This window comes from Arcticibacterium sp. GJ41-1 (assembly GCF_055808875.1).
In genome coordinates this window covers 1,433,143-1,458,994 of record NZ_CM147888.1, presented here as the reverse complement: position 1 = coordinate 1,458,994, position 25,852 = coordinate 1,433,143, and the positions used below count along the sequence as shown (strand labels likewise).

Annotated in this window: 11 protein-coding genes; 10 read left to right on the top strand and 1 reads right to left on the bottom strand. The window is 38.3% G+C overall.

Annotated features, from left to right (window positions below):
- The first annotated feature begins 4 nt into the window (after positions 1-4).
- The 9 genes from AC0L6O_RS05830 (at position 5) to lpdA (ending at position 21,982) form a co-directional block, all read left to right on the top strand.
- Entirely contained in the window at positions 5-2,302 is a 2,298-nt protein-coding gene (locus AC0L6O_RS05830) for a ShlB/FhaC/HecB family protein (RefSeq protein ID WP_473307018.1), read from the top strand.
- Positions 2,303-2,430: 128 nt separating this feature from the next.
- Positions 2,431-2,691 carry a hypothetical protein gene (locus tag AC0L6O_RS05825; RefSeq protein WP_473307016.1) on the top strand — a complete coding sequence of 87 codons (261 nt, stop codon included), beginning with the start codon at positions 2,431-2,433 and terminating at the stop codon, positions 2,689-2,691.
- Positions 2,663-11,326 (top strand): SdrD B-like domain-containing protein, encoded by an 8,664-nt coding sequence (locus AC0L6O_RS05820; RefSeq protein ID WP_473307015.1) that lies wholly within the window; start codon positions 2,663-2,665, stop codon positions 11,324-11,326. The genes AC0L6O_RS05825 and AC0L6O_RS05820 overlap by 29 nt, the downstream gene beginning before the upstream one ends.
- Before the next feature lie 121 nt (positions 11,327-11,447).
- A complete protein-coding gene (locus AC0L6O_RS05815; RefSeq protein ID WP_473307014.1) occupies positions 11,448-12,452 on the top strand; it encodes a PorP/SprF family type IX secretion system membrane protein in 1,005 nt (334 codons plus the stop codon).
- A 53-nt stretch (positions 12,453-12,505) separates the two neighbouring features.
- Positions 12,506-14,995 carry an OmpA family protein gene (locus AC0L6O_RS05810; RefSeq protein WP_473307013.1) on the top strand — a complete coding sequence of 830 codons (2,490 nt, stop codon included), beginning with the start codon at positions 12,506-12,508 and terminating at the stop codon, positions 14,993-14,995.
- 105 nt (positions 14,996-15,100) lie between these two features.
- Positions 15,101-15,988, top strand: a complete 888-nt coding sequence (locus tag AC0L6O_RS05805) for a type IX secretion system membrane protein PorP/SprF (protein WP_473307011.1) — start codon at positions 15,101-15,103, stop codon at positions 15,986-15,988.
- A gap of 197 nt (positions 15,989-16,185) precedes the next feature.
- Positions 16,186-18,972 carry a 2-oxoglutarate dehydrogenase E1 component gene (locus AC0L6O_RS05800; RefSeq protein WP_473307009.1) on the top strand — a complete coding sequence of 929 codons (2,787 nt, stop codon included), beginning with the start codon at positions 16,186-16,188 and terminating at the stop codon, positions 18,970-18,972.
- Between the two features lie 3 nt (positions 18,973-18,975).
- Complete coding sequence (gene odhB / locus AC0L6O_RS05795; protein WP_473307007.1) at positions 18,976-20,511, top strand: 2-oxoglutarate dehydrogenase complex dihydrolipoyllysine-residue succinyltransferase; 1,536 nt, start codon at positions 18,976-18,978, stop codon at positions 20,509-20,511.
- 64 nt (positions 20,512-20,575) lie between these two features.
- Complete coding sequence (gene lpdA / locus AC0L6O_RS05790) at positions 20,576-21,982, top strand: dihydrolipoyl dehydrogenase (RefSeq protein WP_473307006.1); 1,407 nt, start codon at positions 20,576-20,578, stop codon at positions 21,980-21,982.
- A 74-nt stretch (positions 21,983-22,056) separates the two neighbouring features.
- Here the strand turns inward: lpdA and AC0L6O_RS05785 are convergent, their stop codons facing one another.
- On the bottom strand, positions 22,057-24,411 hold the full coding sequence (locus tag AC0L6O_RS05785) for a thrombospondin type 3 repeat-containing protein (protein ID WP_473307004.1): 2,355 nt from the start codon (positions 24,409-24,411) through the stop codon (positions 22,057-22,059).
- Positions 24,412-24,678: 267 nt separating this feature from the next.
- On the opposite strand from AC0L6O_RS05785, the gene AC0L6O_RS05780 reads away from it, so the two are divergent.
- Positions 24,679-25,848, top strand: coding sequence for a DUF4249 family protein (locus AC0L6O_RS05780; RefSeq protein ID WP_473307003.1), 1,170 nt, complete (start codon positions 24,679-24,681; stop codon positions 25,846-25,848).
- The last annotated feature ends 4 nt before the right edge of the window (positions 25,849-25,852 follow it).

The following is a 25,852-nucleotide window of genomic DNA, read 5'->3' as shown; positions in this document are numbered from 1 at the left end:
TACTATGAAAAAAGTTTTTACGCTACTTCTATTCTTAGGAAGTTTGACGGCCTTTTCCCAAGGGTACTATTCCGTCACTCAAGAAACCTTTGGCAGAAATAGAATCCAGCTCCGTAAGCTTGATTGGAAAACGATCAATAGTAATAACTTTGAATTTAATTACTACCGTGGCGGACAAGACATTGCAATGAAAGCCGCGAAAATAGCGGAAAAGGAATACCAGAAGATAACTGACATTCTTGGTTACACGCCTTTTACCACCATGAAAATATTCCTCTACAACACTCCACGCCAAATGGAGCAGAGTAATATTGGCTTAACCACACCAATAGAATATGATGGTGGCATTCTTAATCTCTCAAGATCTCGTATTGAAATTCCTTACACAGGAAATGATAGCATTTTCAAAACTCAACTGGTAGAAGAAATCTCTGGTCTTTTTGTTTATGATATGCTCTTTGGCGGTTCTTTAAAAGAGGTACTTCAAAGCTCATTACTTCTTACTGTTCCCGAATGGTACATGAGTGGAATAGCAGCTTACATAGCTAAAGATGGCATGACCACCGAAGACATAGCTAAAGTAAAGGAGACCATTTTAAAAAACGATGGTAAAAAATTAAACCATCTTAGTTCTGAAGATGCGGAGATAATTGGACAATCTATTTGGCACTACATAGCAGAAAGGTACGGCAGAGACAATATCTCAAACATTCTTAATCTTACCAGAATCATAAGAGCCGAACAAAGTAGCATTACTAGCACTTTAGGAATCTCGTTTAATAGATTTTTAGAACAATGGAAAGCCTATTATCTAACGAATGGAGCTACTCCTGAAACAAAGAAAATTGCGGTATCTTCGCCAGAGGACCAAAAACCAAACTTCAAAAAAACAGCTAACCAGGTTCCTAAATTAGCCAATCTAAAAGACGATGAAGTTGACACCGAACATTACGAATTTGATGAAGTCAATGTTCTAAAATCTAAAGAATTCTTAAGTGACGTACTTCCAGAGCAAACCAGTACTTTTAACAGGAGTAGGCTTTCAAGAACCACAGAAGAACTAAAGATATCCGCCCCTAAGGCTTATCAAAATTTACTTTTAGCCCAAGAGCTTAAAACAGATATTTATAACGACCCTATTCGCCGTTTAGGTTTAAACGCAGGTTTAACGTTAAATGATTTACTAGAAAATCATGTTATCGACTTTAATCTTTTCATTACCCCTACTGTAAAAAATCATGATATTAAAGCGAGCTACTTTAATTATGAAAAAAGGGTGGATTGGGGTCTTACTTTTGAAAGGCGTTCTGTCATTCTTGACTCCCGTTCAGAGAAACAATTTTACATTCTCAACCCCCTAAATATCGCTTTAAGGAGAGAAACCCTTAGTAGGAGAATACTTCTTCACAAACTTATGGGAACAGTAAGTTACCCATTAAGTCAAAACTTAAAAGTAAATCTTTTACCATCGGTATTTTTCAATAATGACATTGACTATTACGAGGTGGCAAACGAAATTAAGAGTAACTCATACGCTGGTTTAAAGGCAGAAATAGTCTATGACAATACCAAAAAATTACTAGGAGATGGCTTTCTTTCTGGAACGCGTGCTAAGGTTTCGTATCAAAAGAACCTTGCATTCTCCAATCCAGACGAAAACTTTAATGGTCTTAATATAGACCTCCGCCATTATCAAAACATTACATCAGGCATTCAGTTTGCTGGAAGGTTTAATTTTGGAAACTCATACGGAATGAGCCCTAAATACACATTCTTGGGCGGTATGGAAAACACTCTAAACAGAGATATTTATAGTAATCTTAGTCAAACAAGTGGTACTTCAGGAAACTTGAAAGACATCGTCTTTTATAACTATGCAGGAAATCTTCGAGGGTTTGATTTTGCTAAATTATATGGTTCAAAGCACATATTAATTAACTTAGAACTTAGATTATCTTTAGCTGGATACTTCTCTAAAAACACAGTAACATCTAGCATGATAAGAAATCTGCAACTGGTTCTTTTCAATGACATAGGTACAGCTTGGAACGGAGACAAAGGACCTTGGAGTCGTCAAAATAGCTTAAACACTCAGATTATTGGGGGCTCTAAAGTTCAGGGGGACAACAGCCCGTTTTACGCCGTTGTCACTAACTTCAAAAACCCTTTTCTTTCTGGATATGGAGGAGGTATAAGAACCACGCTATTAGGCTTTTTCGTAAAGGCCGACTATGGCTTTGGATTAGAAAATAAAGAGTTTGGCAAAGGTAAATTTTACCTGTCTTTAGGCCACGATTTTTAAGAAAAAAAACACCTACCTTCAAGGCAAACCCCTTTTCATTTAGTTACTAAACCAATCTGTAAACCAGAATGGTGTATTCTTTTGGCACAGTTTTAGTGATACCCTTTCCTAGCGATTCCTATTAAAAAATGGCTATTAGAGGAGATTTACACCAATTTGAGCAAACAGAAGACACCACAATGGAAACAACTGAAAATAAGCAGATTACAGCAACCCTTAAGAAGGAGCCTGTGAATAGTTCAATCAGTTCATCCTTGTGGCATAATTTTCGTTCCATTATTAATGGTTCGGGAAAGATCTGTTTCAAAAATTGGCTAAAATCAATTTTTGCTTTTTTTCTTGAACAAAATCTGATTGCAGATGACACAAATGTTTACTTTAAAAACTAGAAAGGATAACGAAAGTTCTCCGACGTATTTAACAGGCACCAAGGTTAAAAATAGTACAGCTATTTTCGGTCTTGGATTTCCCCTTTTTAGAGATACAGATGAGTCTTCTCCGATTCATGGTTCAACGAGTTTCAAAGAGTCTGCCTCTTTAAAACTGAAAAACACTACTGCCATCGAAAAAACTATACTTACTTATGAAAACCAGAGGAACCTTGCTTTCAATTACTTCAACTCGTGCAAAATCCTAAATAATATGACTACTTCACTATCACTTAAAGCTGGCTCGTTGAGACTAATGACCTCCTTGATCATGTTTCTAACGCTCTCTGCCTCAAACCTATTCGGACAAGATATTGATATTGCTTTGACGCAAACTATTGATAAATCTTCTCCCATGCTTGGTGAAACTATCAATTACACGATTTACGTCAAAAACGAGGGAGCTACCAATGCCACTGGAATTACGGTCAACGACCAAACTCCATTTGGTGCACTTACTAATGTAGCCTTAACACCAGAAACTGGAGGGATAGCAAATTACAATGCAGCCAATGGGCTTATTGATTGGACCATTGCTTCTCTTGCAGCAGGTGACTCTATTAAATTAGACATTAGTGCCGAAGCAGTAGCTCAAGGTATTTACTTCAGTGTGGCTGAAATTGTAGCTGCCGACCAAAATGATATAGATTCTAGCCCGGGTAATAATTCCTTGTATGAAGACGACATGAGCAATTCCTGCTTTACTATACCCCTCACTTGGTATCCCGGAGAAGCATATGAAATTAGTATTCCTGCACCATTTAATAGCGGTGTAGGAATTAGGTGGTTTAAGGATGGTATAGAGGTTGATAATAACACAGTAGGTGCCAGCATTAACCCTGATAGTACTTTGAGCATATTCAGTGTAGGTGCTTATACTTTTGAAACTAGTAATACTATTTGTCCTGCCAATGGCTGCTGCCCAGTCATATTAGAAGAAGGTCCTTACGGGTCTATTGGTGATTATGTATGGCAAGATGCTAATGAAAATGGTGTTCAAGATTTTGGTGAAAGTCCAATAGCCAATATATTGGTAAGACTTCTAGATAATTTAGATAATGTTATAGACAGTGCCTATACTAATGGAGACGGTCTTTATCTTTTTGACAGCCTTATAACAGGCGATTATAAACTACAATTTGAGGCACCATCAAGTTATGCCTTTTCACCTACAGGTGTTAGTAATGATAATGTTAATAACGACGCAGGGTCAAATGGACTTACAAACCTAATAAGTATTGACACTTCATTACCACTAGGAAATAAAGGAAGAAACAATAATGATGTTGATGCTGGTATCTATATCAATGAAACTTGTAGCGAAATTATTTCTATAGCAGTAACTGATGATAATTTATGTGTAGGAGACTCCACTTTTGTCATGGCTAGTTCTACAAACGCTAGCGACATTTTATGGTATTATAGCTCAGCTGGAGGGTCGCCTATTTTTACCACTCAAAGTGGTGTTCAAGAATTAATTTACCCTACCACCACCACTACATACTATGCGGAACTAGCTTCAGTGCCTTCTTCGTGTGTTAATCCAAGAATACCAGTGGCTGTTGTGGTAAATGCAAGACCGTCAAACCCTTCATGTTTTAATGTAATTGAAGTATGCGGCAGCGAAACTATTAATCTTGATGACCTTATTATTAATGGAATTACCACCCCAGGAGGTGTATTTGAATGGCATTCAGGTCCATTGCCTAGTTCGCCTCTCATGACCAGTACAGACGCCGTTGGCGAAGGAAATTATTATTTGTTTGAAAAGTCAGGAGCTGGATGTTACAGTAATCCTGCTGTGGCAGAGATTGTTCAAAAATCTTGTGAGCTATTCGTTGATTTAGACCTAATTAAAGTAGCTGATAATAGAGTGGTATCCTTAAATGATATTGTAAACTACACTATTAGAGTTTCTAACAGTGGCCCAGATGCTGCTACCAATGTAACTGTCCAAGACATATTGCCAGAAGGTCTTGAATTTGTATCAAGTAGTGACTTGACTAACTCGGCTGGAACTTTAACAGCATCTATACCTAGCATTGCTGTTAACCAGACTATCTTTTTAAGATACGCTACTAGAGTTACAGGTACTGGAACTATCATTAACGTAGCAGAAGTAATGAGTGCAGACCAAGTAGACTTAGACTCTACTCCTGGTAATGGCTTAACAGCGAACGAGGATGATGATGATGATGAAGTTATTAGAGTTATATCTGACGACCCAATTGCAGACTTAAGTCTTCAAAAACTTGTTAGTGATAACAGCCCATCTCAAGGAGATGAAATAAGCTATAGTATTAGAGTAACCAATAACGGCCCTGATGCCGCTACCAATGTAGAAGTTACAGACGTTTTACCAACAGGCTTAAGCCATGTTTCATCATCTGGAGCTAGTAGCATTTCTGTAAACGATAATTTGATTAAAGCTAATTTTGATGTAATTGGCGTTGGTCAAACCTTACAATTCTCTATAAGAGCTAGTGTAACTGCTGAAAGTGGCACCATTTCTAACAGAGCCGAAGTTACAGCCTCCGACCAAGGCGATCCTGATTCAAACCCTGCTTCTGGAGTAGGAGAAGATGACGAAGACACTGTGGACATAATTGTTACACCAGCATGTAATCCACTTACACCTATTGTTTCCGCAACCAATATGGCTATTTGTAATGGTCAAAGCACCACTTTGGTGGCTGCTGGGTGTACTGGAACAGTAGAATGGTCTGATGGTTCTGTGGGAGCTTCTGTTCAAGTAAGCCCTAGCACTATCACTAATTATACTGCTATATGTAGAGTAAACACTTGCGTTAGTGAAGAGTCTAACCTTCTAACTATTATTGTAAGTGCTCCTACTACGCCAACAGTGGCAGCAAGCAATACCAATATTTGTTCTGGTGAATTGGTTACCTTAACTGCAGCTGGCTGTAATGGTAATGTAAATTGGAGCAACGGTATGACCGGAGCAAGCATTAATGTAACACCAAGTATTACTACTACTTACTCTGCCATGTGTACAGTAGGTACATGTACTGGTGACGCTTCTGGGACTGTCACTATAGAAGTAGGTACTGGACAATCTCCAGTCATTACTGCTTCGTCAAACAATATTTGTTCAGGTGATGATGTAACTCTTACTGTCACGAACTGTACTGGTAATGTAACATGGAGCACAGGGGCTACTACTGCTAGTATTACCGCTTCACCTACAGCCACTACTACATACTCTGTCACTTGTGGTTCTAGCTCTTGCTCAGGAACTGCCTTTGAAACAATTAATGTAGGCACAGGTCTTAACCCAACAGTTTCAGCTTCATCTTCAGAAATTTGTACTGGAGAGAGCACGACTTTAACCGTTGCCAATTGTTCTGAAGCTATTTTATGGAGCACAGGAGCTACTACTGGTTCAATATCTGTAAGCCCAACAGCGAATACTACTTATACCGTGACTTGCGGTTCAGGTAATTGTTCGGGTGAGGCTTCTATTGACATTAATGTTGGTACTGGTCAAGCCCCAGTTATTGCAGCTTCTTCTTCACAAGTATGTGAAAACACAGACATAACATTAACTTCAACAGGCTGTAATGGAACAGTGAATTGGTCAAATGGTCAGTCAGGTGAATCTATTACCGTAAATATTTCAGCAAATACTTCTTTCACTGCTACATGTTCTACAGGAACTTGTGTAAGTGGAAATTCAAATACAATAAACATCACTATTGGTGACATAGACTCTCCAAATATCACTTCTAGTGGTACAGTGGTTTGTTCTGGCTCTAGTATTACGCTTACTGCAACTAACTGTAGCGGAATCGTAAGATGGTCAGATGGTCAAACAGGAAATGAGATAACCGTCTCACCAGTTTTTGAAACCACATACACAGCAAACTGTGAAGCAGGCAGCTGTCTTTCTGATGCTTCCAATGCAATTACTATTGAAATTTTAAACGCTACACCTACTTCTCCAGTTATCAGCTGTAGTGCATCAAGAATTTGCCCAGGCGAATCAATTACACTGAATGGTTTAGGATGTGAGGGTACTGTTTTATGGAGCGACGGTTCTACTGGCGAATCTATCACAGTAAGCCCTACAGTAACTACTGTATATACTGCTTCATGTTGGATTGGAACTTGTGAAAGTGAAATTTCAGCTCCAGCTACTATTAATGTAGGTAACCCATTCCCTCCACAGCTTAAGTGTGAAAACACTCAAATCTGTTTAGGAGCATCTACTACATTAGAAGCTGCTGGTTGTGTAGGAACAGTAGTATGGAACACAGGTGAAACTGGTTCAGTAATAAATGTTTCTCCTACCACTATGACAAGTTACTCTGCCTTCTGTAAAGGTAGCACATGCCAAAGTGAAGAATCTAACGTAATCACAGTGGGTGTTACTAATAATAGTATTACCCCTCCTACTGTAACTACACTTTCAAATGTGTGTCCGGTAGAAACTGTAAACCTTAATGACGCTATCACTAGCACCATAAATACATCAGGAGGAAGCTTTGTATTCAGAATGGAGAATTCTCCAAACTCTGCTGAAGTTTCTAACGCTACGGCAATTGCCACAAGCGGAACTTTCTATGTTTTCGAAAATGGTGGAAATGGATGTTATAGTGCAGGTGCACAAATTGACGTAGGTGTTATAGCCTGTGAGTCACCTGTAGATTGTCAAATTAACCCAGCAACTGCTTCAGCAGGAACAGATGCCACGGTTTGCTTATCTGGTGACTCTTATACCTTAACGGGTAGCATAGGAGGCTCAGCCCAAACTAGTACATGGACTACTTCTGGCTCTGGTACATTTACAAATGCAATGAGTCCAACATCGGAATACATGTATAGTGCTGCTGATATAAGCAATGGTTCTGTAACACTTACATTAACCACTAATGACCCAGATGGAGACGGAGCTTGTACCGCAGCAACATCATCGGTTACTATCACTGTAAATGGTATTGATGTAATACCTACAATTGATACAGACAAATCACCAATCATTTGTGAAGGTGACTCTGTAACTCTTGAAGCAAATGAAACAGCCGCAGGTTACTTATGGAGCAATGGCGAATCTACAAAATCAATAAAAGTAGGAACACCAGGAAACTATACTGTTAAACTTATTAATGCTGATGGATGTAGCTCATTAAGCTCAGAAATCATGGAAGTGACTAACATGTCTGGTGTGACTGGACCAACCGTCAACGACCTAGCTAATAATACTTGTCCAGCGACTACGGTAGACTTAAACGACCATGTTTTAAGCTCACCAAGCACCGTAAATGGAACTTTTGAATTCCACACTGGTATCACTTCTGACTCTCCAATGTTAGGCAATGTTTCTGCAATGCCAACTGGAGACTACTATGTCTTTGAAAGATCGGAACTTGGCTGCTATAGCAATCCTTCTCAAATCAAAGTCATCATAGAAGACTGTGATGTACAAACTGAAGAAGCTGAAGTTGGTATCTTAATAGTAGGTAGTGAGTCTGCGATATCAATTGGAGACGAAGTAACATACACTATTACCGTAACTAACAATGGCCCAAATACGGCTACAAATGTGAAAATTGAAAATGTAATTCCTGACGGAATTGACATTGTGAGTTCCACTCCAGGTTTAACTCTATCTAACGGTAATTTGATTACTACCATTGATAGCATTCCTTCTGGAAATTCTAGAACATTTATTTATACGGCTGAAATCACAGAGTCCGGTATCTTATCAAATGTTGCAAACATCAATGGTCTTGACCAAAACGACCCAATACTAAGCAACAATTCAAGTCACTTTGACATTGAGTGTGCTACTTGCCAGCAAGTATGTATTGCAACAGCTTTAAATGCTGATACTCTTAGACAAAGCGACGGAACTTACAACATACTATTCACTGCTCTTATTCAGAACTGTGACAATGTAGTTAACCTCTCTAAGGTTGGTCTTAAAACTAACTTGAACAATATGTTTGCTAGCCCTGCTACTTATACTGTGATTCAACAGCCTACTGTAAATGCAGGAAGCGCCTTAGTGCCAAATCCTAATTATGACGGAAATTCTGATGTTGAATTATTAGATATAACAAGTGCACTAGAAGGTGGCTTGACTGATACGGTAACATGGATGGTTAATTTAGTACCAAATGGTACCGAAGGTCCATACAGCACCAACGCTTTTGCATCTGGTTCTGGTAAAACCATATTCGACCTCGACATTGATGTATCTGATGTATCAAATGACGGTTTAATTATTGAGGCTCCTAGTGGAGACCCAACAGTGGTAAGGCTTTACAAAACACCGAGTATCGGACTTGCTTTAGCCATCATAGATACATTAAGTGAGTTTGACGGTTCGTTGAATGTAACTTACCAAGCTTTGGTTAAAAATAATGGTGCTATTCCATTGAACAACGTAGTGGTGAGTGATACATTAAGTAACACTTATGCCTCACCTGCATCTTATGCAGTATTAGGTACACCAACAGTGAATGCTGGAAGTGGTTTAGTTATTAATACTAATTTTGATGGAAATGCAAACCCAGAACTTACTCTACCTAGCAGTACATTAGATTTGGGTGTAACAGACACAATAATTTTTAAAGTCAATGTTTTACCAAACGACGTAGAAGAGTTTATAAATCAGGCCATAGCTCAAGGCACAGGAACGCTGAATGGTGGTGGTACAGAAACCGTGGTAGATGTATCTAACACAGGTTACAACCCAGATGCACCAGGAAGTGCACCTACTATGCTTGACCTTAAAAATCCTGACAATACACAATCTACGCAGGATCCATGTTTAGGTGTAGCTTTATATGTTTCTGATACTACTAAACTAGAAAATGGTTCGTTTGACATTACTTATACAGCTCTTATTTCAAACTGTGGTAATGTAAATCTTACTAACATAAGCCTTTGCGATACACTGGCAAGTGATTTCCAATCACCTTCGGTGGTAACATTGAAAAACGCACCAAGTCTAGGACTTAATAGTAGCCTTGCGTTAGATGTTAACTATGATGGCGAAACCAACACTTGTATGCTTACTAGTGCAAGTACCTTGGCTCCAAACAAAGTAGACACCGTAAGATGGACTGTCAACCTAACGCTTAACAGCAATAATGGCCCATTCCGTAAGAATGTAACTGTAGCGGCAAATGCCAGCGACAATGAGATTATCTCCGATGTTTCGAACGACGGGACCAATCCATCACCAGATGGTGACAATCCAACTGTACTTAACTTCAATAACCTTCCAGATGACCTAATTGGATTATCTAAAGAGATGGTTAGTATAGTAGAAGTGTCTGACAATGTTTATGATGTAGTATTTAAATTCAATGTTAAAAACTACGGTATCCTAGACTTCACAGGTGTTCAAATTCAAGATAACTTGGCCGAAACCTTCGGCAGCGATGTCATGATTGACAGTGTAAACATATTTGATGTATCTGACGGCTTTGTAGTCAACCCTAACTTTACAGGTAAGGGGATTTTGATTGACATGTTAGTAGACAGCTTAAGTACACTTCCTGTCAAAACCACGAAGAGTCTATCATTATTAACTCGCCTTGACTTGTCGCAAACAAGCTCTACATACCATGAGAATATGGCATTGGCAATAGGTTACCAAAACGGAACGTCAACAGATGACTTGTCAGCTGTTGGAAATAATCCTGACCCAGACGCAGATGGTACGCCTGCTAATAATAGTGACCCTACGCCTATTGTATTCCCTGACTTACCAAATAATGTAACACCATTAGGTATTTCAAAATCAATTAGCGATACGGTATCAATAGTGGATGGTAGTTATCAAATCACTTACACCGTTATAATTAAAAATTATGGCGATGAAGATTTGACTAATGTACAATTGACGGATTCTCTGTCAACGGTATTTGGAGACAGTACAGATTTCGCTTTAATAGGTAATCCTACATTGAGCGGAAACAGTACACTTGAACTTAACCCTGCCTTTGATGGAGTTACTGAATTAAGTTTCTTAAATATCAGCAACAGTACTTTGACTGCAGGAGGAAGCGACACTTTAACTTTCAAAGTGAAAGTTAGAAATAACAGTTCCACTTCTAAAAGCTATAATAATACTATTTATGGTTCTGGAGACAACAGTGCCGGTACAGTAACAGACATGTCTACAGAAGGCATTGACCCTGACTCCGACAATGATGGTAACCCAGGAAATAATAATATTCCTACGGCCATAGTTCTTGAAGGTGGTAAAAGTAATAATCCTACCAACTTAGCATTCTCTATTCCTGGAGGTATATCTCCAAATGACGATGGTGTCAATGACAACCTAGTTATTACGGGAATTACAGAAGATGACGAAGTAGCACTAAGAGTTTATAACAGATGGGGTGAGCTTGTTTTTGAAACGGCTAACTACAAGTTACTCTTCCCTGGTGCAACGGACGGTTGGAATGGTACAGCTAACACAGGTATTAGACCAACTAAGCAAGAAACTAAACTACCAGACGGTACATACTTCTTTAGTGCAGAAAGTAGCAATAGTGAATTGTTTGAGGGTAAGGCTTATTACAACTTCCTAACCATAGCAGGTGGTAGTAAAAAATAAGTGACAAATTGAAATGAACACGTCTCATAAAGAGACTTTGAATAAATAGTTTAAAAATTAGAAAATATTGACAATCAGAAGCTTACTGATTTCAAAAGTTGAATCTATAGAATAATAAAAAATGAGAGGTTTAAAATTATTTACTGGAAAGATGGCGTTACTGCTAGTTGGTATTTTATCAGCACTACAGTCCAATGCCCAGCAGGAAGTTATGTACTCACAGTACATGTTTAATACATTGGCCATTAATCCCTCCTACGCAGGTAGTAGAGATGTATTGAGCCTAACCGCTCTCGGAAGATATCAGTGGATTGGTGTCAATGGTTCACCTACTACCTATTCTTTCACCCTTGATATGCCTATCAAAAATGAAAAGATGGGATTAGGGTTAATGGCTTATACCGATGCTATTGGAGTTAGTAGAACTACCGGTATTAATATCCCGTATGCCTACCGTCTTAAAGTGGGAACAAAAACCACATTAGCCTTGGGTGTTCAACTTGGTCTTGATTACGTCAGCAATAACCTCTCAAGTGTTGCCAATGTAAGTTCAGGTGATAATGTATTCGATGGCTCCAACGATATCAACAAAATGTTTCCAAATGCTGGTCTTGGTTTATTCTTAAGCACAGACCGTGGTTATATAGGAGTGTCGGTACCTAAAATTATAGAAAACCAACTCTCATCTTATGTTCAAAATGGTGAGACTTACGAAAGTAAGCAAAGAAGACATTACTTCATGATGATGGGTTTTGTGTTAGGAAAAGGTAATGTCAAAATAAAACCATCGACTATGCTTAGATATACTAAAGGAGCACCTTTAGGAATTGACGGTAATATCAACTTTTGGTTTAGAGATAAAATTGCGGTTGGCTTCTCTGCCAGAAAATCTCAAGCTACCCTCTCTGGTCAAGATGTTATGGACGCACTTGTTGGAATTTTCGAATTGCAGCTTACACCTCAGTTAAGACTAGGTTACTCATATGACTATAACATGACCTCTTTAAATAATGAGGGCTCAGGCGATTTCAAAAACAGACTAACAGGTACGCCTACCCATGAAGGCTTGCTACGTTATGAGTTTGGATACAGCAAAAACAAAATCCTTACACCACGTTATTTCTAATCACACTATTACATAAAAAACTGACCATTAATTGGTTTATAAATAAAATAATCATGATAGCCAGAATCAAAAAAACTACCCTTTTGGTGATGCTAGGCTTAGTAGTCACAATGTCCGCCATAGCCCAGCAGTCCCTGCTAAAAATGGCCGAACATCATTATGACAATTTATCTTTTGTCAAAGCCGTTGAAGCTTACGAACAAGCTTTAACTAAAAAAGGTATTGACCCAGAAAATGCTAAGCTGGCCAGAATAAAACTTGCAGATAGTTACTGCAAATTAAAAGATAATACAAATGCCGAAAGAGTTTTTAATGAGCTTTTCAATGGTGATACCGATATTAACGCTGAACCAATAGTATATCTAAAATATGCACAAGTGCTTGCCAGCAATGGTAAATACCAAGAGTCGCAAAACATCTATAATATTTATAATGAAAAAGCTTCTAATGACCCAAGAGGAGAAGAATTTTCAAAACTTTATAGTGACGTTTCTGTGCTTTCTAAAAATGCAGACTGCTACAATGTAGATTACCTCTCTATAAACACCACGGCATCAGACTTTAGTCCTTCTTATTTCAGAAACGGACTAGTTTTCGTATCAAACAGACAAAATACAGCTGGGGTAAGCAGAGTATTTCAATGGAACGAAACACCCTTTCTTGATTTATTCTTTTTAGAAGACTTAGCAGCCTTAGGCGGAAGCTCTTCGGCAGCAGGATTGGGCGGAAGCTCTTCAGAAGAAACGGCTAGCTCAAAATCTAAGAAGAAAAAGGGCGTAGGCCTTGTTGGTTCTGACGAATACACAGCACCTACAGCGAACGACTCTGAAACCTTGGGCTCTTTTGGAAGAGGAATTTCTTTAGGCCATGGCTATGGTGACAGTCCAGAAACAGACTCAGAAAGATTTGATGGCGATATCAACTCTAAATATCATGAAGGACCTTCAGCCTTTTTCAAAGATGGGCAACGTGTTATTTTCACTCGAAATAACTTTGTAAAAGGGAAAGCGGAAAAAAGCTCAGACGGTATAAATAAGCTTAAATTATACATTGCCAATGCTGACAAAAATAGCTGGACAGATATAGCAGAGCTTCCTTTCAATAGTAGCGAATACTCTACTGGTCACCCTACCCTATCTCCAGAAGAAGATTATCTTTTCTTTGCTTCTGATATGCCAGGTGGGTTTGGTGGAACAGATATTTATGCAGCAAAAATTGACAACGGAAACTGGTCTCAACCTATAAACTTGGGACCACAAATCAACACAAAGGGTAATGAGATGTTCCCTTACATTGATGAAAATGGCGACTTGTACTTCTCATCAGAAGGTCTTCCAGGACTTGGTGGATTAGATATTTTCTTTGTTAAACTTAATGCGACAGAAGCTATAACTACTCCTGAAAACTTAGGAACACCTATTAACTCTAGTCAAGATGACTTCGGAATGTTGACAGATGGTTTGAGAAAATCTGGTTACTTCAGTTCTAATAGAAAGAGAGGTGGAGATGATGATGATATTTACAAATTTGAAAGAGAATGTGAACTTCAGCAAGGTTGCGATTTAATTATTGCAGCATATGATGCTGAAACAAAAATGCCTCTTGATAATGTGGTTATTGAATATACTGACGCTAAAGGAAACATTCAAGAAGGAATCACAAATGAAGATGGAAGTTTAACGTTAGAAAATCTTGATAGCAATACAGAATTTGCTTTCTCTGCAAGTAGAGATGGTTACAATCCAAATATCATAAGCCTAACTACTGAAGAGTGTGATGGGGAGCCTACTCGTTTAGAAATCCCAATGACCACTCCGACTGATAAAGACGCTTTAGCTGGCAATAATTCAGGCCAATCAGGTGGTGTACAAGGCCCAGAAAGTGGCCTTTCTGAAAGTGGTTTTTCAAATAACACCTCTTGTACCATTAGAGGTCGTGTGTTACTACAAAACACTAGCAACCCTATTGATGGTGTTCTAGTGACCTTAAGAAACGAATGCGACGGAAGCACTCAAACCGCTTATACCGACAATTCTGGATATTATGAATTTATAGTTGCCGAAGGCTGTGATTATACTCTTAGTGGCTCCAAAGCCGACCTAGCCTCTCATGATAAAACAGTATCAAAGTTAAGCTGTGCTAATGGCGGTATAACGGCAGATATTATGATGTTTGGTTCTGGTGACATTGTAGCTATTGAAAACATTTACTTCAATTATGGTAAATGCAATATTAGACCAGACGCTCGCGAGGGTATTGATAAATTAGTAAAACTGATGCGTGAATACCCTGGAATGAAAATTGAGATTGCCTCTCATACAGACAGTAGAAGCCCTAAAGACTTCAATCAGAAACTATCTGAAGGAAGAGCTAAAGAATCTGCAGAGTACCTATTTAAAAGAGGTGTTAGTAGAAACAGAGTTACTTACGCTGGATATGGCGAGTCTAAAATTACTAATGGCTGTGTCGATGGTGTAAAATGCTCTGAAGCTCAGCACCAAGCAAACAGAAGAACAGAATTTGAAATTCTTCAAATGCAATAGTTAAAACAATATTTCTAAAGCCGCCTGCTAACCGCTGGCGGCTTTTTTGTTTTCATAGCATCATATTTGACCTAATTTCGTTAGGTTTGATTTTGAAACAATCACATGAAAAAAATACTCTTCTTATTTTTACTATTCTCCCAAACTGCCTTCTCCCAATTTGGCTTAGCAGACCAATATCAATTTAATTTCCTTGCCATAAATCCTGCATTTGCCGGAGAAAGAGGGAATGTTGGGGTAACAGCTATGCTTGGGAATCAATTTAGCGGCAACTTTAGGCCAAACTTAATTTCTCAAATCGTTTCGCTAGAAGGAAAACTAGGTACTAGTAAAAGCTCATTAGGTTTTCAGGGGTATAGAAATACTATCACAGGAAACACTAGCAGTGGTTTAGGGCTATCTTATGCCTATACCATTGACACCGACGCTGCCAAACTAAAAATAGGCTTAAATGGTGGTTTCACTGTATCTCCCAACCTTATAGGCTCCCAAAACTTCACCCAACAGCTCAGCCCTTTCTTTGGGCTAGGGTTTGCCGCCTTTACCGAAAATGGCTTTTTGAGTATCTCTAGTCCTACCCTATATGCAAAAAGCAATTTCTTTACTGCCGTTTACCAACCCATAAATCTAATGCTGGGTTACCGCCTAAAATTAGCAGAGAACGTTAACCTGAACCTTAGTACGCTTGCGGGCTTAGACCTGAAATATGAAAATGCAAATTTCTTTCATGTTAACCCAAAATTATGGCTTGGGGAGAAATTAGCACTTGGTGCTAGTTTAAGATTTAGAGACAGTAAAGAGTTAAATGCCATAAGCTCTGCCGAATTAAGAATTGCCGAAACTGCAACCGTTGGCATTTCCTATGACCCAAAACCTTTGAGGCTCTTTACTTCAAATACAGGGTTCATAAATTCTAATGGTTTGATACAGCTCATGTTCAGATATGATGTCTTTGGTTTTCATGAAGAAATTCCATTATTGAATTCCTTCTAGCAAAAAACGATTAGAATAATCCAATTTGATCAAGAATAACTGTACGATAATTAACAAAAAGTGGTAATACCTTGACCTAATTAAATAAATAGGTATAATTCGCAGAGAAAAAAGGGTTAATGTTACTTCATTTTAAAAGCAAATTTTAACTTTGCCTTTCCTATCTTATCAGAGCTTTAAGCATTATAAAAAATTAAATGGACCAGTACTCTTACTTGGCAAATGCAGACGTCTCAGCTATAGAATCACTCTATGAGCAGTTCAAAGAAAATCCTGAATCAGTAGATGAAAGCTGGCGTAATTTCTTTAAAGGTTTTGAGTTTTCCGAAACCTGGAAAAGCAACGGTACTACCAATACCGGAACAGACAAATCAAATGAACACGTTCGAAAAGAAATCGAAGTAGTTCATCTTATCCGTGGGATTAGAGCCCGTGGCCATATGGCTGCTAAGATCAATCCTCTTTGGCCGGAGCGAAAACACAATCCAAGTTTAGACTTAGAAGATTTCAAACTTTCTGAGGCTGACTTAGACACGGTTTTTGAAGCAGGAATTGAGGTACTAGGCCGCCCTGCTACCCTAAGAGAAATTAACGACAAGCTAAGAAAAGTCTATCTTGGACCTATTGGTTTTGAATATCAATATATAAGAGACAGACAGATTAAAGGCTGGTTTAGAAGAAAGATTGAAGGAGAGTACATCGACTTCAAGCCTTCTCCAGAACAACAAAAAAGAATTTTAAAGAAATTAAATGAGGCTGCGGCTTTTGAAAATTTCTTACATACTAAATACCTTGGAAAGAAGCGTTTTTCTATTGAAGGTGGCGAGTCTACCATCCCAGGTTTAGACGCAGCTATTCTGAAAGGTGCCGAATTAGGCGTAGAAGAAGTAGTTATAGGTATGGCTCACAGAGGTAGGCTTAATGTTTTAACTAACATTATGCAGAAACCCTATGAGCAAATTTTCAATGAATTTGAAGAAAACATTGAAGAAGAAGAATATAGCGATGGTGATGTAAAATATCACATGGGTTATACCTCTCAGGTTCTTACACCTGCAGGAAAAAGAGTTAGTCTTAAACTAATGTCAAATCCTTCTCACCTTGAAGCTGTAGACCCTGTGGTTTTAGGCTATGCAAGAGCTCGAGCCGATGGCCATTTTGAAAGCCATGGTAGAAAGATTAATGACTTTGATGATATCTATGACAAAATTTTGCCAATCATCATACATGGTGATGCATCTTTAGCAGGTCAAGGTATTGCTTATGAAATAGCCCAAATGTCAAACCTTCCGGGGTATTACGTAGGAGGTGCTATACATTTCATTATCAATAACCAAGTAGGTTTCACAACAGACAATGACGACGCTCGCTCAAGCCTTTACTGTTCAGATGTAGCTAAAATATTAGATACACCTATTTTCCATGTCAATGGAGATGATCCAGAAGCAGTGGTTTATGCCATGCAATTGGCTATTGAGTTTAGACAAGAATTTAATAAAGATGTGTTTATTGATATGATATGTTACCGTAAATACGGTCATAACGAGGCTGACGAACCTAAGTTCACTCAGCCTGCCATGTATAAATACATTAATAAGCATAAGAATCCTCGTGATGTCTATTTGCAAAAACTTAAAGACCAAGGAGAAGATAACCTTGGTTTAGCGAAGCAATTGAAATCTTCTTTTGATAGCAATCTTCAAGAATTACTTGCAAAAGTTAAGCAAAGACAATTGCCTTATGAAGTGCCAAAACTTGAGAGAGATTGGCAAGAGCTTCGTAAGTCTAAAAAGGAAGATTTCTTAATTTCTCCTGAAACTGGAATTGATAAAGATGCCATAGCCCTAATAGGTAAAGCACTATCAAATATCCCAAAAGGTTTTAAGGCGATTAAGCAAATCACAAAAGTGCTTGCTGAAAGAGAAAGTATTTTTGCGGGCGAAAAAGAATTCAACTGGGCGGCGGCCGAACTAATGGCCTTTGGTTCAATTTTGAATGATGGAAAATGGCTAAGAATGACTGGTCAGGATGTACAAAGAGGTACATTCTCACACAGGCATGCTGTTTTGCATGACACCGTCACCAATGAAACATACAGCAACCTAGAACACATCAAGGAAGGGCAAGGAAAAATAGAGTTGTACAACTCGCTTCTGTCTGAATATGCTGTAATGGGTTTTGAATACGGTTATGCACTTGCTAACCCTAACGCGTTGGTAATTTGGGAAGCTCAGTTTGGTGATTTTGCCAACGGTGCACAAACCATGATTGACCAGTTTATTTCGGCAGCGGAATCTAAGTGGAAAACTCAGAATGGTTTGGTACTTCTTTTACCTCATGGTTATGAAGGACAAGGGCCTGAGCACTCAAATGCTAGACCAGAAAGGTTTTTACAGCTAGCTGCGGAGTATAACATGTATGTATGTGCATGTACTACGCCTGCCAACTTCTTCCATATGTTAAGAAGACAGCTGGCACTTCCTTTCAGAAAGCCATGTGTGCATATGTCTCCAAAATCGATGCTCCGTCATCCTGGAGCTATTTCTAAAATGGAAGAGTTCTTACCTGGTACTAAGTTTAAAGAGACTTATGGTGATGATTACGCCGACCCTAAAAAGGTGAAAAGAGTATTATTATGCTCTGGTAAAATTTACTTTGACTTATTAGAAAAGCAGCAAGCAGATAAGAGAAAAGATGTGGCTATACTTCGTGTAGAGCAACTTCATCCTTTCCCTAAGCATCAGGTAACAGAGTTATTGGCTAGTTATCCTGAAAAAGTACAAACGATTTGGGTTCAAGAAGAACCTCAAAACATGGGTGCTTGGTCGTTTATTCTTCGTGAGTTCCCAGAAATTGGAATCTCTGATTTAATAGCGAGAAAGAAAAGTGCATCCCCAGCTACTGGATATACCAAATATCACCAGCAGGGACAAACCAATATTATTAATAAAGCATTTGATTTGACTAATAAAGAGAATATATAGATCATGGCAGTTGAAATGAAAGTACCTTCAGTAGGTGAATCAGTAACGGAAGTTACGATAGCCTCGTGGGTAAAAAAAGATGGTGATTTTGTTGAAATGGATGAAATCATATGCGAACTAGAGTCCGACAAAGCAACTTTTGAATTGCCGGCAGAAGCCGCAGGAATTTTAAGGATTGTAGCTCAAGAAGAAGAAACACTTGAGATAGGTGCACTGGTTTGTAGAATTGAGGAGTCTGCAGAAGCCACCTCTACTCCTGCTCCAGCCGAAACACCAAAAGTAGAAGAGTCTGCAGCCCCTGCGGCCGCACCCGCTGCTGCTAGTGGTTCTGGTGAAATAATAGAAGTTACCGTACCAAGTGTGGGTGAGTCTATTACCGAAGTAACTTTAAGTTCATGGGTTAAGAAAGATGGTGATACCGTTGAAATGGATGAAATCATCTGTGAATTGGAATCAGATAAAGCCACTTTTGAATTGCCTTCTCCAAGTGCCGGGGTAATAAAAATCATAGCTGAAGAAGGTGCTGTTATTCCAGTAGGAGATTTAGTTGCAAAAATAACTGCAGGTGCAGGAGCTAGCTCAGCTGCCCCTACCCCTGCCGCAAGTCCAACAGCTGCTAGCACGCCAGCCGCCGGAAAAGACACATACGCTTCTGGTCATCCATCTCCATCAGCTGCTAAGATTCTTGCTGAAAAAGGAATTGACGCTAGTGCGGTTAAAGGAACTGGTGTAGACGGAAGAGTAACTAAAGAAGATGCTCAAAATGCTCAGAAAGCAGCCCCAGCAAAAGCTAGTCCTGCTCCTGCCGCTGCCGCAGCTCCTGCTGTTTCTGAAGGAGACAGAGGTCAGCGAAGAGAGAAAATGACTTCACTTCGTAAGACTATTGCGAAGCGATTAGTTGCTGTAAAAAATGAGACAGCTATGTTGACCACCTTTAACGAGGTTGACATGAAGCCTATCATGGACTTAAGAAAAAGCTATAAAGAGAAATTTAAAGATATACATGGCGTAGGTCTTGGTTTTATGTCTTTCTTCACCAAAGCTTGTTCTATTGCTCTTCAAGAGTTCCCTACTATCAATGCTTACATTGACGGTAACGAAATAGTTTTCAATGACTTTACAGATATTTCTATTGCAGTTTCTGCTCCTAAAGGATTGGTAGTACCTGTGATTAGAAATGCAGAGAAGTTATCTTTTGCAGGAATTGAGTCTGAAGTAATTCGTTTGGCTTTAAAAGCAAGAGACGGAAAACTTACTATTCCTGAAATGACTGGAGGAACTTTCACTATTACAAATGGTGGAATATTTGGCTCAATGCTGTCAACACCTATTATCAATGCTCCGCAATCAGCTATTTTGGGAATGCATAATATAGTAGAAAGGCCGGTAGCCATAAACGGACAGGTTGAAATTAGACCTATCATGTATTTGGCTCTATCTTATGACCACAGAACTATTGACGGAAAGCAGTCTGTTAGTTTCTTGGTAAGACTTAAGCAGTTATTAGAGGACCCAATGAGAATGATGCTTCAAGTTTAAGTTCTTGAAGAATTTTATTAATACTAAATATTGAAAGGCTCTGCCTTTATTAAAATATAGACTTATGGATTTTGATGTAATAGTAATTGGTTCTGGCCCTGGAGGATATGTAGCAGCAATACGTGCAGCTCAATTAGGCAAAAAAGTAGCTATCATTGAGAAATATGATGTTTTGGGTGGTACATGCCTTAACGTAGGTTGTATCCCTTCAAAAGCACTTTTAGATTCGTCTGAACATTTTCATAACGCAACTCACCATTTTGCGGAGCATGGTATCAAAATCAATGCTCCAAAAGTTGATCTTAAAACCATGATTGGTAGAAAGAACGACGTGGTAAGCAAGATGAATAATGGTGTTCAGTTTTTGATGAAGAAAAACAAAATCAAAGTTTTCAATGGTTTTGGTTCTTTCATTGACAAAAACACTGTAAAAATAGCAAAGACAGATGGTACCGAAGAGCAAATCAAAGGAACCAATGTTATTATAGCTACGGGTTCTAAACCAACTATTCTTCCGTTCATGAATTTTGACGGAAAAAGAATTATCACTTCTACCGAAGCTCTAAACCTTACGGAAGTACCTAAAAACCTTTTGGTGATTGGTGCTGGTGTAATTGGAGCTGAGTTAGGTTCGGTTTACGCTAGACTTGGAGCTAAGGTTACTTTTATTGAGTTTGCTGGAGGTATGATTCCTACCATGGATGGTACTTTAGGAAAAGAGCTTCAAAAAGTACTTAAGAAACAACATGGTGCGGAGTTTAACTTCAACACCAAAGTGACCAACATTTCAAACACTGGAAAAGAAGTAGAAGTTACTGCGGAAAACAGCAAAGGCGAAACAGTGACCTTTAAAGGCGACTACTGTTTAGTATCAATCGGAAGAAAAGCATATTCTGATAATCTGAACTTAGCAGCAATAGGCATTACTCCTGATAAAAGAGGAATGATAGAGGTAACCGATGGTACGTTAGAAACATCGGTACCGGGTATTTATGCCATAGGTGATGTTATAAAAGGAGCTATGCTAGCTCACAAAGCAGAAGAAGAAGGTGTTTTAGTGGCAGAAACCATTGCTGGTCAAAAACCACATATTCATTATAACTTAATACCGGGTGTAGTTTACACATGGCCTGAGGTAGCTTCTGTAGGTGCTACAGAAGAAGAATTAAAGGCTTCTGGTAGAGCTTATAAAAAAGGTCAATTCCCATACAAAGCCTTAGGTAGAGCCACAGCTAGTGGAGATACAGATGGTTTAGTAAAAGTATTGGCAGATAAAGAGACCGACGAAGTATTAGGAATGCATATTATAGGTGCAAGAGCGGCAGATATGATAGCCGAAGGTGTTACTGCAATGGAGTTTAGAGCCAGTGCAGAAGACTTAGGAAGAATATCGCACGCCCACCCTACTTACATGGAAGCTGTTAAAGAAGCGGCATTAGCTGCTACGGATAACAGGTCTATTCATTCGTAATGATAGGCAATCATATATAAGAAAAAGGTCAGCATCTGCTGGCCTTTTTTATACCTTTAACTCAACCGTCTCTTTTAGTTTCTCCTAACTATCTTTCGTGTAAATAGGAGTCTACTCGCACTATCATAGAAGTGTAACAGGTAGATTCCATCGCTTACAGCGTTCAAATCAAGCTGGCCTTCATTACTGTCTAGTTTATAGCTTTTCAAAAGCTTACCATTCATGGTATAAAGTTCTGCTTTGTACAAGTCTTTGTGAGTTGAGATATAATTTATCCTATATTGAGTTGGTATTGGATAAACTATTGAACTTAAATCCTCCTGATTTCCAAGAAGAACAACCTCGTCTGGAGTAAATACTCTTAAAGCTTCTGAAACAACGCTATTACAGCCATTTTTATCCGCTATAAACACTGCATATTCTGAAGAATCTCGCACTATATATAAATTATCATTTGTAGTCTCGCTGAATGCTCCATTTACAACCCAATGGTATTGAGTGGCAGATAAAGATGAATAAATTTTATTTCCATCTGTTATAACTAATTGCGGCTTTGGCGGATTAGTCTGAAACAAACAATTATCTTCATCATCAGGTACTAAATCACCATCGGCATCTAAATCACAGGTATCTCCTACTCCATCCTTATCAAAATCTGTTTGCTCAAAATTCTTTCTTTCATTACAGTTATCCCAGTTATCTGGAATACCATCTTCATCTGTATCTAATACCTCCTCCCCATTCAAACTGTAAGCCATGGGTGCAGACTCTGACAGTGAATTGCTGTATCTCAGGATTAACATATTAGACTGCGTCAAGTTTTCAAAATCAGCCTTTGGCAAATCTACTTTTAAGTTTTCGCTAGCCACAGATTTTAGAAAAACACGACCATTATTTGTCAAATAACTTATCTCAAGTTCACAATCATTACACTCTTTAGCCCTAACTTCATTAATGAAAAGTTGAACTACGCTTCCATCAGAAACGGACTTATCAATTATTGGTTTTGGTAATTCATCCTGAATTTCCACTTCATAAAACGTGAGGGCTGGGGTACCCAGCCTATTTTTAATAAAAGGTCCTCCATAAGGCTTACCCTCTGGGTCACTAAAAAAGCCAGGTAAATAAGTCAAACTATTAGCTGGTAGATTGTCATAACTTAAATAAAGGTTTTTTCCTTCACGCTCTATACCATTTATAAAACCAGATACACGACCTGCATAGAAATGGTCTTTCATCAGGCTTGAATAGTACCCAAAATTGATACTATCTCTTACCGTTATTTCTTGATTAAAAACGAGCTTTAACCTTTGCTCACCATTTAAATTTATAAGTTTCTGTAAGTCTGGTGTCTCAAACTTCTTCTCTCCTTTTTCAAAAGCTAAATAACTATTATAAAGCCACTTAGCAATAACTCCGTAACCATCTAAACTATAATGTAAGCCATCGAAATCCCAAAAGCCAAAACCTGTAGCTGGCACCACAGAAACATTGTCATAAACTCTAGTTAGCTGTCTTTTAAACTCTCTAAGCTTTCCTGCCTCCCAGAGAGCATGCGTATTCATTACACCTAATTGATATACATAATACCTATCTATTGGAGGAACATCCAAACTTAAATTATTCTTAAAAGTATCAAACAATGCTGGGTATTCATCTACACTTTGAAGGCTAGTGTTTGCCTCAGACTCCCCTTGTAGAAAAATAAAACCTTTGATAGATTTCACTTTACTATCAAAAACCCTTTTCAGCATCAAACCATATGGTGTGTGAACGTCATACAAAAAATCCGGATTTCTTTGAGACAGATACTTCAGGTCTGTCCCACCCAATGCGGCGTTAATCACCAAAATGGGAATTTCCTCTTTTTCTGTAAAGTTTTTGATAAACCATTTCCCTAGAGTACCCACTTCAGGAAAAGTGGCATCATGCCATCCATCGGTACTGTGAGAATTATTCAAATAATGCGTATAATTTCTGGTATACTTCTTTGAAATACTATCATTTAGTACCAAGTAATTCGCATAAGAAACTGCATTGGATTGACCGTAGATAATAAATGCATCTCCACAAAGTACCTTTTGGGCAGATTTAACCAATAAAGAATCATTTGACTTTTTTAACCAAAACTCTAAAGTATATTCGGTCAATTGAGCTTCAATAGGAATCTGAAAGCTAAGGTCTAAACCAGCTTTCAAATCATCTACAACAAACGTGGAAGAAAGATTATCTTCCGAAAATAGCTTAACTACCGCTTGTTCATAATCTGAAGTCTGAATTGTTCCAATTATATCTACTAATGCCTCATTATTTCTATTTCTTGAATAAAGCTGCATGTTCTCCGGAAATTCAGTAAAAGTTACCTGAGCAAAGAGTAGGTTACTTTCTAAAAACAAAAATAAAAAAGTCAGTATATGTGGGAGCTTCATTGCTAATATGTCTAAATTCAGCTCAAAGATAGTCATGCCAAAATATTTCAGAAATAATTTACCGATAGTCTCTCAGAATATTATTAATCGGTCAATAATTCTAAAACTAAGTTTGCAATACCTATATAAAAAAACAATTACAAGCTTAATAAACGACAAAAAAGGCTGATTAGTAGATAATTAAAAACTATCCCTCTAATAGATTCATGTTTGTTTATTTAAATCTCTATATTAGAATTTCAACCCATACGTAAAAGTAAAATCTTAATGAGCCTCAAAATATTATCCTTTCTTAAAAGGGCATTTTTGGCCATCATGCTAACGGCTATTTCTTGTGTAGAACCATTTGACAAGGCCTTTCCAGCTAGCGAAACCATTTATATAGTAGATGGAAGATTGACAGACAATAGCTCCAGTAATTACGTCAAACTAACAATTTCCAAACCCGTTTCATCGTCATTCCCAACTTATCAACCCGTGTCAGGAGCAAGCGTGAAAGTAATAGTTAACACTGAAACGGAAGTGCCATTAACAGAGACAACTCCTGGTCTATATTCCTTTCCATCAGAATTTAAAGGAGAAGTAGGCAGTTCCTACCAATTAGTTTTCACTCTTGCTAATGGTCTTCTATTTGAATCCAATTTGGAAAAAATGAATCCCGCTTCCAAAATCAACAAAGTTTATCATGCTTTTGATGAAAGGGCTATAAAATTACCCGAAGAAACGCTTCCGGGGCAATATGTATACATTGACACTAAAGACGAAGAGTCTACTATAGACTTCTATATGTGGGACTGGATTCTTTATGAACAACAAGTTTACTGTAAAACCTGTGACAGATCTTTATATTATAATGATGCAAGCACTGGTCCACTAGGAGAATGTAGACCATTAAGTAGAAATAGAGACGTCATTTATGATTACAGGTGCGACATACCTTGCTGGGAAATAATTTCGGCAGGGAAAATAAACGTCATGAATGATGAATTTTCTAATGGAAGAGAAATTATTGGACGGCAAGTTGCCGAAATACCGGTTTATCAAAAAGTAGGAGCCTTAATAGAAATTCGACAATATGCTATAAATAATAATGTTTACGACTACCTGAGGCTTGTAGAATCGCAAGGCCAAAATACTGGAGGACTGGCAGACACCCCACCAGCAACATTAGCAGGAAACATTAATAGCAAAGATGACATTAAACAAGCCATAGGTGGGTATTTCATTGTAGCTGCAGTTGATAAACAACTATACTGGTTAGATAAACAAGATATCCCTGGAACTCTTCCAACGGTTGGCCTTTTTGGTGGACGTAGAGCAAATCCAGAACCGGTGAATCCTGCTGATACCAGCAGACCCCCTTTAGCTCCCTGCATAAATAGTGACACACGAACTAGCACCCAACCTGAAGGCTGGTTTACTGCTCGCCAAAATTAATCCC